We start from the raw sequence: 15,847 nt of genomic DNA, 5'->3' as shown, positions 1-15,847 counted from the left end.
TCGCCCTCATGACGTCGTCCATATAAGGCTTTCCATTTTTGCGCGCAGATGCTGGGGCGTCTTACTCCTTCTTCAACCAAGTGGCGGCGTGGCGGTGCAAACCGGCTACATTTGTAGTCGAGCCCGCGTGGATTGGTTGCGGGCACGCGCACTTCGATGCCGATGAAGGTTTGCAGTGGTTACGCGTGCAGTTAACGGATTGTGCGGTCAGTTGAGCCCACTCATCATCCGCACGGACGATTTGCGACTGGAGTGACTGATGAATCAACTAGGCAGCGATCCGCAAGCGCGGAACCCTGGCGCTCTACAGCGGGGTACCTTGCGCAGCCTGTTGATCCCGGAGTGGCTCGACAGCTATCGCCCGGACTGGCTGCGGGGCGATGTGGTCGCCGGGCTGACGGCAGCGGCCGTGGTCATTCCCAAGGCGCTGGCGTACGCCACGATTGCCGGTCTGCCGGTGCAGGTCGGGCTGTACACGGTACTGGTACCGATGGTGATCTATGCCGTGCTCGGCACGTCGCGTCCGCTCAGTGTCAGCACCACGACCACCCTGGCCATTCTCGCCGGCTCCGCACTGGGCCAGATCAGCCCCGATGGCGATGCGGCGACCCTGCTGGCGGGCTCCGCCACGCTGGCCCTGATGGTCGGCGCGATCCTGATCGTCGCGGGGTTGCTGCGCCTGGGTTTCGTCGCCAATTTCATTTCCGAACCGGTGCTGGTGGGGTTCAAGGCCGGCATAGGCGTCGTCATCGTGCTCGACCAGTTACCCAAGCTGCTGGGCACCCACATCGACAAAGGCGGCTTCCTGCACAACCTGGTGGCCACGGTTCAGAGCCTCCCGCATGCCTCGCTGCCGACCGTGGCGGTCGGGGTATTCATGGTCCTGCTGCTGGTCGGCATGAAGCGTTTTACACCGCGCCTGCCCGCCCCCTTGATTGCGGTGGCACTGGGCATCCTCGGCATGAGCCTGCTTGGCCTTGAGAGCCTTGGTGTGTCCGCCGTCGGCGTGGTGCCGATCGGATTGCCGGCGCCGACCCTGCCGCTATGGTCGCTGGCCGAAACCCTGTGGCCTTCGGCGATGGGTATCGCGCTGATGAGTTTCACCGAAACCATCGCCGCGGGACGCGCGTTCGCCCGCAGTGACGAGCCTGCGCCACAACCGAACCGGGAGCTGCTGGCCACTGGTGTTGCCAACATAGGCGGTGCGTTTCTCGGGGCCATGGTCGCGGGTGGCGGGACCACGCAAACGGCGGTCAACCGCCTGGCCGGCGCCCGCTCGCAACTGTCCGCACTGATTACCGCTGCACTGGCATTGGGCACTTGTCTGCTGCTGGCACCGCTCATTGGCCTGATGCCCAATGCCACGCTCGCCGCCGTGGTGATCGTGTATTCGGTGGGCTTGATCGAGCCGGCGGAGTTTCGCGAAATCCTGTCGGTTCGCCGTACCGAATTCGCCTGGGCCGTGGTGGCGATGATCGGCGTGATGCTGCTGGGCACGCTGCAAGGGATCGTCGTGGCGATCATCGTCTCCTTGCTGGCCCTGGCCTATCAGGTCTCGGACCCACCGGTGCATGTCCTCGGGCGCAAGCCCGGCACCAATGTGTACCGGCCGCCGTCTGCCGAACACGCCGACGACGAACACTTTGACGGGCTGCTGTTGCTCAGGCCCGAGGGGCGGGTGTTCTTCGCCAATGCCGAACGCATCGCCGAGAAAATCCGGCCGCTGATCGATGCGGCGACCCCCAGGGTCGTGGTCCTGGACCTGCGCAGCGTGTTCGACCTGGAATACACAGCCCTGAAGATGCTCACCAGCGCCGAGCAGCGCATGAGCGAAAAAGGCATTTCACTGTGGCTGGTGGGCATGAGCCCCAGCGTATGGGACATGGTCATCAAGGCTCCCTTGGGCCATACGTTGGGTGAGGCACGCATGTTCCTGAACCTGGAACTGGCGGTTGAACATTACCAGCGCAGTCGGCGCTGAATGAATGCGGCCGGGTGCATGCCGGACGCTGTGTGACGCATTGAAGGAGATAACGGGCATGGCAAAGAAGAAGACGGCAACGAAAAGCAAGCCGGTTGAAAGCGGCAAACTCAAGAACAAGGTGTATCTCGAGGAGCTGGCGCGGCTGCATGTCGAGATGGTCAAGCTGCAAGAGTGGGTACAGCACTCGGGCGCCAAGGTCTGCATCGTCTTCGAGGGCCGTGATGGCGCCGGCAAGGGCGGGACCATCAAGGCACTGACCGAGCGTGTCAGCCCGCGGGTGTTCCGGGTGATCGCGTTGCCGGCACCGACCGATCGGGAAAAAAGCCAGATGTACGTGCAGCGCTATCTGCCGCACATGCCGGCGGCCGGTGAAGTGGTGATCTTCGATCGCAGTTGGTACAACCGCGCCGGTGTCGAGCGGGTCATGGGGTTTTGCACCGACGAACAGGTGCGCACCTTTCTCGCCGTAGCGCCGCGCGTCGAGTATGCGCTGGTCGAGTCGGGCATCATCCTGATCAAGTACTGGCTTGAAGTGAGCCCGGAGGAGCAGACCCGACGCCTCAAGGCGCGCATCACCGACGGGCGCAAGATCTGGAAGCTGTCACCGATGGACCTCAAGTCCTATAACCGCTGGTACGACTACTCCCGTGCCCGGGACGACATGTTCGAGGCCACCGACACCGAGTTCGCCCCGTGGCGGGTCGCCAACTCCAATGACAAGCGGCGGGCGCGACTGAACATCATCAGTGATGTGCTCAGCAGCATTCCTTATGAGGAAGTACCGCGGGCGAAAGTGAAACTGCCCAAGCGCCAAAGTCCCGGCAACTATCGGGATCCGAACTATCCGTTCAAGTACATCGCGGAAAAATTCTAGAATCCCGCCGCACTGTGCTGCCTTGCCCGGTATTCAAGACCCGGGCACGGCAGTCGTGAAATCGCCTCCCCGCTTTTCCGGAATGAACCGATCATCCTCTGTCTCAACGGCCATGCCGCGCAGCAATCAAAACACACCAATAATCTCTGCGTAGGAAACTTCCTTAATTGCGTGGGAAATAGATATTTAGAGAGCAGGCAAGATCTGATCGCAATGTAATATATTTCTTAATTTTAATTAGGCGGTTGGAATGTCTTTGTAAGATGAATCACTATTGCGTCTGGTAGTGTTTGAGTGTTTGTTTCCGTAGTTGCGGTTCCTTTTGGAAAGGCTAGTCTTTCGTAGTCGAAGCAAGTTTGCGTGTTACGTCCGCTTGTTTGATTGCGTATTGTTGGCTCAATTCCTGAGTTCGATTGTGTTGTTGAGCTTTTGTAACGTTGTATGTTGTTACAAATATCCTGGGAGGATTTATGGCTTCTGGTAGTTTTCAAAACGAAGTGCCCAAGGCACGGGTCAACATCAAGCTCGATTTGCATACGGGCGATGCACAGAAAAAAGTCGAATTGCCGCTCAAGTTGATGGTGATGGGCGACTACAGTAACGGCAAGGAACAGCGGCCGTTGTCGGAGAGAAGCAAAGTCGCCATCGACAAGAATAATTTCGATAGTGTACTGGCGGAGTTTTCTCCCGAGGTCAAGCTGGCGGTGGCCAACACACTGGCAGAGGATGCCGGCGAAGCGGCGGTCGATCTGGGTTTCCGGAGTTTGAAGGATTTCGAGCCGGAACAAGTGGCTCGGCAAATTCCGCAACTGCGCGCACTGCTTGCTATGCGTAACCTGCTGCGCGACCTCAAGTCCAACCTGTTGGACAATGCCACGTTCCGCCAGGAACTGGAGCGTATTCTCGTGGACGAGGCACTGAGTGACGAACTGCGAGATGAGTTGGCTGCCCTGACTCCGGAACACATTCGTTAATTCACCTCGGCTCGTTTAAAAGGGAAATTTAAAAATGTCTGTTGAGCATTCTCACGCGCAATCGCGCGGCACTACAGTGTTGCCTGAAGAAAGCCAAGGCGTATATGGCGCGTTGTTTGGCAAGATCAATCTCAACCCGGTAAAAGTGCTGGGCGAAATCGAAGTGTTTCAAAGTTCCGAGGCACTGTCGGACGTATCCGCCGATGAGCGTGTGACTGCCGCTGTCAGTGTTTTTTTGAATCTGATCAAACAGTCTTCGCGCAAAGTCCGGCGTCTGGACAGGACACTGCTGGATGAACATATTGCGTCGCTGGATGCACAAATCAGCCGCCAACTGGACGCCGTGATGCATCACCCGGATTTCCAGCGGGTGGAGTCCACCTGGCGCGGTGTGAAATCGCTGATCGATCAGACCGATTTCCGCCAGAACGTGAGCATCGAATTGCTCGATATCAGCAAGGATCACCTGGTCCAGGATTTCGAGGATGCACCGGAGATCGCACAAAGTGGCCTGTATGTGCATACCTACACCCAGGAGTACGACACCCCGGGTGGTGAGCCGATCGCCGCTGCCATTTCCAACTTCGAGTTCGACCGCAGCCCGCAGGACATTGCCTTGCTGCGCAATATTTCCAAAGTCTCGGCAGCCGCGCACATGCCCTTCATCGGCTCCGTCGGCCCGGCTTTTTTTGGCAAGCACTCGATGGAAGAAGTCGCCGCCATCAAGGACATCGGCAACTACTTTGACCGTGCCGAATACATCAAGTGGAAAGCGTTCCGCGACAGTGATGATGCCCGTTATATCGGCTTGCTCATGCCCCGCGTGCTGGGCCGTCTGCCGTATGGCCCGGACACCGTTCCGGTGCGCAGTTTCAACTACATCGAAAGCGTCAAGGGACCGGACCACGACAAATACCTGTGGACCAACGCCTCGTTTGCCTTCGCTGCCAACATGGTCAAGAGCTTTATCGCCAACGGCTGGTGCGTGCAGATCCGCGGTCCGCAGTCTGGCGGCGCGGTCACCGACTTGCCGATCCACTTGTACGATCTGGGCACAGGCAATCAGGTGAAGATCCCTTCGGAAGTGATGATTCCGGAGACGCGCGAGTTCGAGTTCGCCAACCTCGGCTTCATCCCGCTCTCGTACTACAAGAACCGTGACTACGCGTGCTTCTTTTCGGCCAACTCCGCGCAAAAACCGGCGATATACGATACCCCGGAGGTCACCGCCAATAGCCGGATCAATGCGCGCCTGCCCTACATCTTCCTGCTGTCACGCATTGCCCATTACCTGAAGCTGATCCAGCGCGAAAACATCGGCACCACCAAGGATCGCCGTTTGTTGGAGCTGGAGTTGAACAAGTGGGTCAGCGGGCTGGTCACCGAGATGAACGATCCGGGCGACTCGCTGCAGGCTTCGCACCCGTTGCGGGCTGGCCGGGTCACCGTCGAAGACATCGAGGACAACCCGGGTTTCTTCCGCGTCAAGTTGTACGCCGTGCCGCATTTCCAGGTGGAAGGCATGGACGTCAACCTGTCGCTGGTTTCGCAGATGCCCAAGGCAAAAGCCTGAGCCCTGTGCATACCCAACCCATTGCGTAGGGATTCGACCTCATGAAAATCGACCGCCCCTTGTGGGCCGCGGGGGCATTGCTGTCCCCGCAGCAATTCCAGCAGCAGGCGCGCTGGGAAGCCTGGGCCAACGAGTGTCTGGCTCGTTTGTCCCTGGTGCACCCCTGGGGCGTCCATGACGTCGCGTTTGACCTGCAAGCACTGCGCCTGGGCAAGCTCAAGGCCACTCGCCTTAGCCTGCGCATGCCCGACGGCACCTTGATCGACACCGACCATGTCGATCGACTGCCCCTGGGGCTGGAGCTGTCGCGCCTGCTGTCCGACGATACCCAGGCGGCGACCTTGCTCCTGGCCTTGCCACTGGAACAGGCCAATGGCAACAACTGCCTGTTCGACGCCGACAAGGCCGATCGACCCACCCGTTATCGTCAGGACTGGCGTCAGGTGCAGGACATTTACGCCGATGAAGTGCAATCGGTCGGCGTACTGGAACACGTGCTGAGCCTGCGCTTCGATCACGACGAGAACGGCGATTACCTGACCTGCCCGATCGCGCGCCTGGTGCGTGACGGGCAGGGCGTCTGGAGCCTTGATCCTGACTATGTGCCGCCGCTGCTCAGTTTCGCGGCGCACCCGGGGCTGTTGACGCAACTGGACAACCTGTTGACCCAGTTGTCCTCCAAGCGTCAGCGGCTGATGGGCATGCGCCGTGAGAGTAACCAGCGAATGGCCGACTTCGCCGTGGCCGACGTGTCGTTGTTCTGGTTGCTCAATGCCTTGAACACTTACCAGCCGGTATTGGCCGATCTCAAGGCCTGGCCGGCGCGACATCCCGAGCAGGTCTATCTGGAGCTGACAAAACTGGCCGGCAGCCTGCTGACCTTTTCCCTCGAACACGATGTCGAGCAGATTCCGCCTTACCGCCACGAACAACTGGAAAGCGTGTTCCCGCCGCTGTTGCGCATGATCTCCACGTTGCTGGAGGCCAGCCTGCCTTCTCGCGTCATCGCCCTGACACTCGAGCAGAGCGCAGCCAACCGTTGGCAGGTCCGACTTGACGACGCCCGTTTGCGCGAGCCCGACAGTGCCGATTTCTATCTGTCGGTGCGTTGCCGCTTGCCAGCCGTGCAATTGCAGAGTCAGTTCCCGCGACTGTGCAAGATCGGTACACCGGACGAAGTCGATCAACTGGTCAACGCCGCCCTCGATGGCGTGCCGTTGCAGTCCCTCAGCCATGTCCCGGCGGCCATCCCCCTGCGCCTGGAAAACCAGTACTTCGCCCTGGATCTCAACCATGCCAAGGGGCAAGCCATTCGGGACCAGGGCATCTGTGCCTTGTACGTCCCGAGCACTCTGGCCGACGTCAAACTTGAACTGTTCGCGGTACTACGTGCATGAACCTGATCGAAGCGAAAAAACCGGCCGCCATGACGGTCGACATCGACGCGTTGTTGCAAGACAGCTACCTGCTGGTGGTCGAGTTGCGGCAAGGGGCCTCCGCGCAAAGCAGCGATGAGGTCAAGGCTCTTTGCGTAAAGCAGGTCGAGCACGTTCGCCAGCGGCTCATGGATGCCGGCCTGGCCCAACGCAGCATCGACCATATCAGCCACGCTCAATGCGCGCTGCTGGATGAAACCATGCTCAACCGCGCCGATATCGATGTCCATTCCCGGTGGGCCAGTGAACCCTTGCAAGCGAAGTTTTTCAATCGCCACCAGGCCGGGGAGTTCCTGTACGAGGACATGCGCGAGGTACTGCGCGAACCGGCGCCGGACCTTCTGGTGCTGACGACCTTCCAGCGGGTTTTGACCCTGGGTTTTCGCGGCCGTTATCGCGATGACAATGACCCCGAGCGTGAACAACTGCTGGCCGACCTGAATGCTCGGGTCGCACCACTGAAGCTGCGTCAGACATTAACCGCACCCCTTGGCGCCAGCCATGGCGCAATGGCGTTGCGCTGGATGCGCTCGCCGCTGGTCAACGTCCTGGCTGCCGGTCTGTTGCTGGCCGGTGTCTGGTACGGCCTCGACCAGCTGTTGGGTGGTCTGGTTGCGACGCTCTTGGCCGCGCAAGCCTGAGGTGGAGCCCATGACGCTCAAACTCAAACAAGGGCTCTGGCTGTGGGCGGGTGCACTGGCTCTGATGCTGCTGGCCATTATCCCGCTTGGCGGATGGGGCCGTGCCGCCGTGGCCCTGATCGTTGTCGGTTGCGTTGCGCTCGCCTGTGTCCGGGCTGCGCGTCAACGGCAATTACCCGGCTCGCTCGACCACCTGGCGTTGCCACCGGCAGCGTATGGTCATCCGGTGGTACTGGTGTGTGGTGATGGCCTGGCCGGGCTGTTTGGTGAAACGTGCAACGACCAGCCGGCGTTGCGCATGACCGAGCAGGGCTGTTACCTGCGGGTCTCCCGTGCGCAACAGCTGCCGGGGTTGACTGACAGTGTCCTGGCCTTGCGTCCCGAGTGGGCCGGGCAGCTCTGCGTGATGTTCGTTGTCAATCCGGGCGAGCACACCGATGCCGCGGTGTTGGCCGGGCACGTGCGTACGTTCAATTACCAGGCCGGGCTGATTCGTCAGCGTGGTATGGCGCTGCCGCTGATGCTCGTCAGCTACCTGCAATCATCGGCGAGCAGGGGGGCCTGGTTCAGTTGGGAAGCCGGCCAGGACACCTGCAACATTCGTGAAGGGGGGGCGTGCCTTGGCCCGGACGAATGGCATCGCCTGCCCGCTGAAAATGCAATTCACACTCGACGGTTGCAGGCCAGCGTCCAGCTCAACAGTGCTGCTGCCTGGCTGGATGAATATGTCCTGGCGCACTTCGCCAGCCGTGAAGGTCGCCATCCTGCCGGCTTGCCGCTGGTTTGCGTCAGCACCTTGGTACCGACACTGCCCGGGATGATGACCGGCAATCTGTGGGGGCAATGGCTGCGGGGCAAGACCGGGCTGAGGGACGCCGATGCACAGGTACAAGCGCCGGATGCGTCGCTGCCGTTCCCTGATCCGTTGCTGAGTCTGCTGCCGGTACAGGCCCGACGTTTGCCAATGCGTCGCGCCAGCGTGATTGCATTGTGGTTGTTCGCGGCTGCCGCCGTTGTCGCCCTGACCAGCTCGGCCTGGCAGAACACCCTGCTGCTGCGTCAGGTCAGCGATGACCTGCGGCGTTATGCGTCCATTGCCCCGACGGAGCGTCGCGATCAACCCGAATTTGCCCAACGGGAAGAAGCATTGAACGTGCTGCGCGAGGACGCGGTGCGCCTCGACCATTACTACCGCCGGGGCGAGCCCCTGGCGCTGGGCCTTGGCCTGTATCGCGGCGAGCAATTGCGCGCAGGGTTGCTGTCGACCATCGCCAACCACAGGCAACCGTCGACGGGGCCGATGCCGGCACGCGCGGCGCGAACCGTGCGCCTGGACAGCCTGTCGTTGTTCAGCAGTGCCAGTGCCCGACTCAAGCCCGAATCGACCAGGGTGCTGATCGACGCCCTGGTCGGCATCAAGGCCCAACCTGGCTGGCTGATCGTGATTGCCGGGCACACCGATGCCGTGGGCAGCGACGAACACAATCTGCAGTTATCCCGCGCCCGTGCGGCAGCGGTACGTGACTGGATGCAACGCATGGGCGGCATCCCCGACAGCTGTTTCGCGGTGCAGGGCTTTGGCAAGAGCCAGCCGATCGCGAGCAATGACACCGAGGCGGGGCGTCAGGCCAACCGTCGCGTCGATATCCGTCTGGTGCCGGAAGTGGGGGCCTGCGCGCTACCCACGGCCGGGGCAGACGTACAACCCCCTGTCGCAAACGCGGCATCAGTGTTCTGAGAAAAGGAGCTTCACATGGCAATTCCCGTTTACCTGTGGCTGAAAGATGACGGCGGTGCGGACATTAAAGGTTCAGTGACCGTGCAAGGTCGCAAAGGCAGTATCGAGGTGGTCGCTCACAACCACAGCGTCTACATCGCCAGCGACGATAACACCGGAAAATTGACCGGTACGCGGACCCATGCTCCGTACGTGTTCACTAAGGAAATCGATGCTTCCAGCACATACCTCTATAAGGCTGCTACTACAGGCCAGACACTCGAGAGCGCCGAGTTCAAATTTTATCGCATCGACAACGCAGGCCAGGAAGTCGAGTACTACAACACCCTGCTTAAAAAAGTGAAGGTCGTGAAGGTCGAGTCGAAAATGCACGACGTCAAAGATCCGGACAAGGCGAAATTCAACCACCTGGAAGAGGTTGAGTTGCGCTACGAGGAGATCTTCTGGGACTTCAAGGACGGAAACCTCAAACACGACGATAAATGGGACAAACGTAGTAGAGGGTAACGCTGAATAACCAGCAGGCAGGCCTCTGCCTGCTGGTTTCGGTGTGCTGGGCTGAGCGTCTGTTCGCGGACGTTCACCCCAGCTCATCTTGCCTCTTTCCATTGCCACAACCGACCACAGGCTAGACTTCCAGCACAAGGACGTATCCCCATGACATCCAATTCCGCGCGCCTGCTTCGCCGCCTCAATCCCTACTGCGCCCAGGCGCTCAGCGCGGCGGCTTCGTTGTGTCAAAGCCGTGCCCATGGGCGGATCAGTATCGAACACTGGCTGCTCAAGTTGCTGGAGCAGGGCGAGGGCGACTTGACCCTTATCGCCCGTCGTCATGAGTGGGACATGGATGCGCTTTGGCGCGGTTTGCTCGACCACCTCGACAGGCTGCCGCGCAGCGTACAGGGCAAGCCGCAGTTGTGCGGCAAGTTACAGAAACTCATCGAGAACGCCTGGCTGCGCGCATCGCTGGAGGGCCACGACAACCTGCGTTCGGCACACCTGCTCGGCGCATTGCTGGAGCGTCCGGACCTGCTGGCTTGCGAAGCGGTCTGGTCAATACTGGGCCTCAGCGAAGTCCAGTTGCAGCAGGTGTTTGCCTTGCTCGACCAACACTCCGAGGAACGCCCGCAGGTACAACAGCAAAGCGCTTTGGACCCGCTCCCGGCGACGCAGCTCGCTGACGGTGCCGGGCACGATGCCTTGCAAGCGGTACTGGACAGATTCACCCAGGACGTTACCGCCAAGGCGAAGTCCGGGCAGATCGACCCGGTGTTCGGGCGTGACGATGAAATCCGCCAGGTCATCGACATTCTCAGCCGGCGGCGCAAGAACAACCCGATCCTCGTCGGCGAGCCCGGCGTCGGCAAGACCGCGTTGGTCGAAGGCCTGGCCCTGCGCATCGCCGATGGCAACGTGCCCGACAGCCTCAAGGCAGTCAGCGTGCGCACCCTGGACCTTGGCCTGCTGCAAGCAGGCGCCGGGGTAAAAGGCGAATTCGAACAACGCCTGAAAAACGTCATCGACGCCGTGCAGCAGTCGGCCAACCCGGTGCTGCTGTTCATCGACGAGGCTCACACCCTGATCGGCGCCGGTAACCAGGCGGGCGGGGCGGATGCGGCGAATCTGCTCAAGCCGGCCCTCGCGCGAGGCGAATTGCGCACCATCGCCGCGACCACCTGGAGCGAATACAAACAGTACTTCGAGCGCGATGCCGCCCTGGAGCGGCGCTTTCAGATGGTCAAGGTCGACGAGCCGGACGATGCCAGCGCCTGCCTGATGCTGCGTGGTCTCAAGGCGCGTTACGCCAGCCATCACGGCGTGCACATTCAGGACGCGGCGGTGCAGGCCGCGGTCAGCCTGTCGCGGCGCTACCTCACGGGCCGCCAGCTGCCGGACAAGGCCGTCGACCTGCTCGACACCGCCAGCGCGCGGGTGCGCATGAGCCTCGACTGCGAGCCCCAGGCACTGGTGCGGCTCAAGGCCCGGCATGCCGCGCTGGAGCTGGAGCGGCGCGCACTGGAACAGGATGTGCAACTCAATGGCAGCGACTTGAGCGAACGATTGACGCTGATCGCCGGGCAGCAGGTCGAGATGCAACAACAGCAGGACGACTTGCTGTGCCAGTACCGCTATGAACTTGACCTGACCCGACAATTGCTCGATGCGCGTCAGGCCGAACCGGCCCGCAGCGACCTCTGCGCGCAACTGCAGGAGCAATTGCTGCGGGCCCAGGGCAGCCAGCCAATGCTGTCCCTGGACGTCGATGCACGCAGTGTTGCGGAAGTCATCGCCGACTGGACCGGCGTGCCCCTGGGCAGTTTGCTCAAGGACGAACAAGCCAGCCTGCTAACTCTGGAATGGCAACTCGGCGAGCGGGTTATTGGCCAGGAATCTGCCCTCGGTGCCTTGGCCCAGCGCCTGCGCGCAGCCAAGACCGGCTTGACCGAAGACCTGGCGCCGTTGGGGGTATTCCTGTTGGTGGGCACCAGCGGTGTCGGCAAGACCGAAACTGCCCTGGCGCTGGCGGACTGCCTGTTCGGTGGCGAAAAATCCCTGATCACCCTCAACCTGTCCGAGTACCAGGAGGCCCACACCGTCAGCCAGCTCAAAGGTTCGCCACCGGGCTACGTCGGTTACGGCCAGGGCGGCGTGCTCACCGAAGCGGTGCGCCAGCGGCCCTATAGCGTGGTGCTGCTGGATGAAGTGGAAAAGGCCCACCGCGACGTGCTCAACCTGTTCTACCAGGTGTTCGACCGCGGCTTCATGCGCGATGGCGAAGGGCGCGAAATCGACTTCCGCAACACCGTCATCCTGATGACCTCCAACCTCGGCAGCGATGAGCTGCAAAACGGTCTGCGCGAACAGCCCGAAGCCAGCGAGAGCGACTTGCACGAATGGCTGCGACCGCTGCTGCGCGAGCACTTCCAGCCGGCGTTGCTCGCCCGCTTCCAGACCCTGATCTACCGCCCGCTGCTGGCCGACGCGCTCAAGCATATCGTCGCCCTGAAACTTGCCAAGGTCGCCAGTCGCCTGCACAGCCATTACGGCCTGGCCTGCCTGATTGAGGATGGCCTGCACGATGCATTGGTCGCCGCCTGCCTGCTGCCCGACACCGGTGCGCGCAACATCGACAGCCTGCTCAACCAGCAGATTCTGCCGGTCCTCAGCCAACAGCTGCTGCAGCGTCAGGCCGCCAAATACAAAACCCTTGGCGTGACCCTGGGCTACAGCGATGAGGAGGGCATCACGCTGCAATTCACCGACGGACCTTCGGTCGTTGCACCGGAGGGCCGAGCATGAACCCTGTTCTCGGCCACAACCGCCACACACTCAAGATCGACCAGCTCGACACCCACCTCGACGTCCTCACCTTCGAGGGCCATGAGCACCTTAGCCAACCCTACCTCTACCGCATCGAATTCACCGCCAGCGACCTCGACATCGGCGCGGAAAAATTCATCGGCCAGTACGCCGAGTTCAGCCTGTACGACGCACCGTCCAACGTGCCCGTGTTCGACTGGGAAGTGCCCAGGCCGCCCAAGCCCCTGCGCACCGTCTATGGCCGCATTACTGCCTGCCAGCGCCTGTCCGGCTCAATCGACGAAGCCCGCTACGAAGTCACCCTGCAACCGCGCCTGGCCCTGCTCGATCGCGGCCAGCAAACGCGGATCTATCAGCACCAGTCCGTGCCAGACATCGTCAAAAGCATTCTGCGCGACCGCCACGGTCTGGACACCGGGCACTTTCGCTTCAACCTCAAGCGCGAGTACCCGCCGCGCGAGCAGGTGATGCAGTACCAGGAAAGCGACCTGGCCTTCATCAGCCGGATCCTGGCCGACGTCGGCATCTGGTACCGCTGCATCCAGCACGAAGAGCTTGCCTTCGACGTCGTCGAGTTCTGCGACGACCAGCGCTGCTACCAGTTCGACGTCGAGCTGCCGCTGCGCTCGCCGTCGGGCTTCAGCAACAGCGAGCAGGACAGCGTCTGGGCCCTGCAAACCCGCCACCGGGTGGTGGAACAGCAGGTCAGCGTACGCGCCTATCACCCCGACGACAGCCGTGCCTTTCTCGACGGCGAGGTCGACCAGACCCGCGGCGAGCCCGCCACCCACGGTGTGGCCACAACCCGCGGCGTCGCCGACAACACCTACGGCGATGCCTACCACTACGCCGAACCCTACCGCGTGCTCGGCAAGTCCCACCTGCGCGACGAAGACCTGCAAAGCGAAAGCGGCTTTTTCTATGCGCGCCTGCGCCACGAACGCTACCTCAACAACCAGACCCATCTCAGCGGCACCAGCAGCAGCGCCACCCTGGCCCCGGGTCAGGTCCTGACCATCAGCGGCGACGCCCCCAAGGCCTTCGCCTCCCGCGTGGTGATCACAAAGATCACCACGCGCGCCGCCCGCGACCGCAGCCTGACCTGCGATTTCGAAGCCATGCCCTACGCCTTGCGCCTGTGCTTTCGCCCAGAAGTACCGCCCAAACCACAAATCGCCGGCACCCTGCCAGCGCGCGTTACCCACCCCCAGAGCAACCCCCTGTACACCGAAATCGACATGCAAGGGCGCTACCGGGTCAAATTCCTCTTCGACCGCGACACCTGGCCCGCCGGCCGCGAAAGCAAATGGCTGCGCCAGGCCCGCGCCTACGCCGGCGACACCTACGGCCTGCACCTGCCGCTGATCGCCGGCACCGAAGTGGCCATCGCCTTCGAACAGGGCGACCCGGACCGCCCCTACATCGCCCATGCCCTGCACGACGACCAGCACCCCGACCTGGTGACCCAGCGCAACGACCACCGCAACGTGCTGCGTACGCCGGCCAACAACAAGTTGCGCATGGACGACACGCGGGGGCAGGAGCACGTCAAGCTCGGCACCGAGTATGGCGGCAAGAGCCAACTCAACCTCGGGCATCTGGTGGATGGCCAGCGGAAGAAACGTGGGGAAGGGTTTGAACTGCGTAGCGATGGTCATGGTGCCATTCGTGGCGGCAAGGGCCTGTTCATCAGTGCGGATAAACAATCCAGGGCTCAGGGAGGGCAACTAGACATGGATGCCGCCATCGACCAGCTGGAAAGCGCCTTGTCGTTGGCGCGTTCCCTGGCGCGGGCGGCGCGTAACGGCCAAGTGACGGCGGGTGATACCGACAGTCAGGCTGGATTAGTCGAGGCGCTCAAAGGTTTGGCACAACCGGGTGTATTGCTGCATGCCCCAGCCGGAATCGGCGTGCTCAGCCCTAAAGCCGTGTGCCTGTCTTCCGGCGGCGAAAGCGTGGGCATCATGGCGGCGCACAACACCGATATCAGCGCCGGGCAGAACTTCACCGCCACAGCCGAAGGCGGCGTGAGCCTGTTCGCCCAACAGGCGGACCTGCAACTCAAGGCCGCCAAAGGCAAGGTCGAGTTACATGCCCAAGGCAGCCATCTGCACGCCCTGGCGAAGACTGACATCAAGATCGAAAGCGTGGCAGGCCGCGTGGAAATCAGCGCCCCGCAAGAGCTGCTGCTCAACTGCGGCGGCGCCTACATCCGCCTCAAGGGCGGCGAAATCGAGATAGGTGCCCCCGGCAACATCTACCTCAAGGGCGCCCATGTGCAGAAGCTTGGCGGTGCCAGTCTGGATACACCGACCACACCGCTACCATCGGGGTATTCCGCTGGTTACACCGTGAAAGATGAAGTTCAGGCGCCGATGCCGTTTTCCCGTTACCGCATCACCACTCAACAAGGAGAGGTGTTTAACGGGGTGACCGACAAGGATGGCCGGACCATGAGTGTTCATACCTTGGTGCCGGGAGCGTTGAAAATTGAGCTTCCGAATGAAGTGCCGGAGTCTGGTCCGGGGCATTGGGTGACAACTGATCACAATTATCATGGCCTGAAAAACACCGCTCTTATGGCAATCAATCGCCTCATATCCATGGGCGATGAGGGGCGACTTTTCGGGTCGGAAGGCAGGGACTACATGAATACTAAGCGCGACAAAATTCAGGTTTGGAAGCCTCTGCCTGACGACGCCGACAGGGCTCTTAAAGAGCAATCTGTCATACACCGGTATGGAGAAGAACGACGCATAACTCAAACCTTCCTGGAGGGGGATGATTCTTGGGCTAATAGTGGGAGATCTTGGTATTGGCAGCCAGGAACGGCCGATAACGTATATGAAAAAGAGGGAGAGGGTAAATGAAAACAGGATGGCTTTTCTTATTCTGGGGTGGAATGGATTTATTTTATGTTGCTCGGTACTGTTATCTCAACTTTGCTAGCGGTCGGGTCCCATTTTACAGTGATATTCAATCCTTCGTGCCGTTAAGCGCGGAGCATGGGGTTGTTTCTGTTCTGTTTTTGTCGTTGGGCTTGATTTTAAATATTTCGATATTTTTTTCAGTGTATCTGTTTATTCGAGGGTCGAGTAGGGCGCCAAGTTTGGCCTACGCTCAAATCCCGCTCAGGCTAATACTTGCAGTGCCATCTTTGTCTTTTGTTTTGTGGTTCTCAAAAGTCGTAGGTGTTACGTCTGCTGTCTTGATGTTTGGCTTGTTGCTATTTTCCGAGTTATTAAAGTTTGTTTCAATTTTTTTTAGAGAAAGGCTTCGTTTGGTTTAAGCGTGGTAGCTGCTGTT

Annotated in this window: 11 protein-coding genes; all 11 read left to right on the top strand. The window is 60.8% G+C overall.

The features are described from left to right. Positions 1-259 precede the first annotated feature (259 nt). The 11 genes from KW846_RS26930 (at position 260) to KW846_RS26880 (ending at position 15,830) form a co-directional block, all read left to right on the top strand. Positions 260-1,981, top strand: coding sequence for a SulP family inorganic anion transporter (locus tag KW846_RS26930; RefSeq protein WP_218486122.1), 1,722 nt, complete (start codon positions 260-262; stop codon positions 1,979-1,981). A gap of 58 nt (positions 1,982-2,039) precedes the next feature. Beyond that, positions 2,040-2,858: a polyphosphate kinase 2 gene (gene ppk2 / locus KW846_RS26925; RefSeq protein WP_007976010.1), complete on the top strand. Its 819-nt coding sequence runs from the start codon at positions 2,040-2,042 to the stop codon at positions 2,856-2,858. Positions 2,859-3,328: 470 nt separating this feature from the next. Further along, a complete protein-coding gene (tssB, locus tag KW846_RS26920; protein WP_218486121.1) occupies positions 3,329-3,832 on the top strand; it encodes a type VI secretion system contractile sheath small subunit in 504 nt (167 codons plus the stop codon). A gap of 34 nt (positions 3,833-3,866) precedes the next feature. Further along, on the top strand, positions 3,867-5,405 hold the full coding sequence (gene tssC / locus KW846_RS26915) for a type VI secretion system contractile sheath large subunit (RefSeq protein WP_218486120.1): 1,539 nt from the start codon (positions 3,867-3,869) through the stop codon (positions 5,403-5,405). A 41-nt stretch (positions 5,406-5,446) separates the two neighbouring features. Continuing rightward, entirely contained in the window at positions 5,447-6,802 is a 1,356-nt protein-coding gene (gene tssK / locus KW846_RS26910) for a type VI secretion system baseplate subunit TssK (RefSeq protein ID WP_218486119.1), read from the top strand. Continuing rightward, a complete protein-coding gene (tssL, locus tag KW846_RS26905) occupies positions 6,799-7,482 on the top strand; it encodes a type VI secretion system protein TssL, short form (protein ID WP_218486118.1) in 684 nt (227 codons plus the stop codon). The genes tssK and tssL overlap by 4 nt, the downstream gene beginning before the upstream one ends. A gap of 10 nt (positions 7,483-7,492) precedes the next feature. Further along, positions 7,493-9,220, top strand: a complete 1,728-nt coding sequence (locus tag KW846_RS26900; protein ID WP_218486117.1) for an OmpA family protein — start codon at positions 7,493-7,495, stop codon at positions 9,218-9,220. Between the two features lie 15 nt (positions 9,221-9,235). Continuing rightward, complete coding sequence (tssD, locus tag KW846_RS26895; protein ID WP_218486116.1) at positions 9,236-9,727, top strand: type VI secretion system tube protein TssD; 492 nt, start codon at positions 9,236-9,238, stop codon at positions 9,725-9,727. A 150-nt stretch (positions 9,728-9,877) separates the two neighbouring features. Then, on the top strand, positions 9,878-12,520 hold the full coding sequence (gene tssH / locus KW846_RS26890) for a type VI secretion system ATPase TssH (protein WP_218486115.1): 2,643 nt from the start codon (positions 9,878-9,880) through the stop codon (positions 12,518-12,520). Beyond that, entirely contained in the window at positions 12,517-15,411 is a 2,895-nt protein-coding gene (locus KW846_RS26885) for a type VI secretion system Vgr family protein (RefSeq protein ID WP_218486114.1), read from the top strand. Before tssH ends, KW846_RS26885 begins: the two co-directional genes overlap by 4 nt. Further along, positions 15,408-15,830 carry a hypothetical protein gene (locus tag KW846_RS26880; RefSeq protein WP_218486113.1) on the top strand — a complete coding sequence of 141 codons (423 nt, stop codon included), beginning with the start codon at positions 15,408-15,410 and terminating at the stop codon, positions 15,828-15,830. The genes KW846_RS26885 and KW846_RS26880 overlap by 4 nt, the downstream gene beginning before the upstream one ends. The last annotated feature ends 17 nt before the right edge of the window (positions 15,831-15,847 follow it).

This window comes from Pseudomonas sp. PDM32, from assembly GCF_019219225.1.
Classification (GTDB): Bacteria; Pseudomonadota; Gammaproteobacteria; order Pseudomonadales; family Pseudomonadaceae; genus Aquipseudomonas; species Aquipseudomonas laurylsulfatiphila.
Note: the sequence above shows the minus strand (reverse complement) of the source record. Positions and strands in the feature narration are given on the sequence as shown.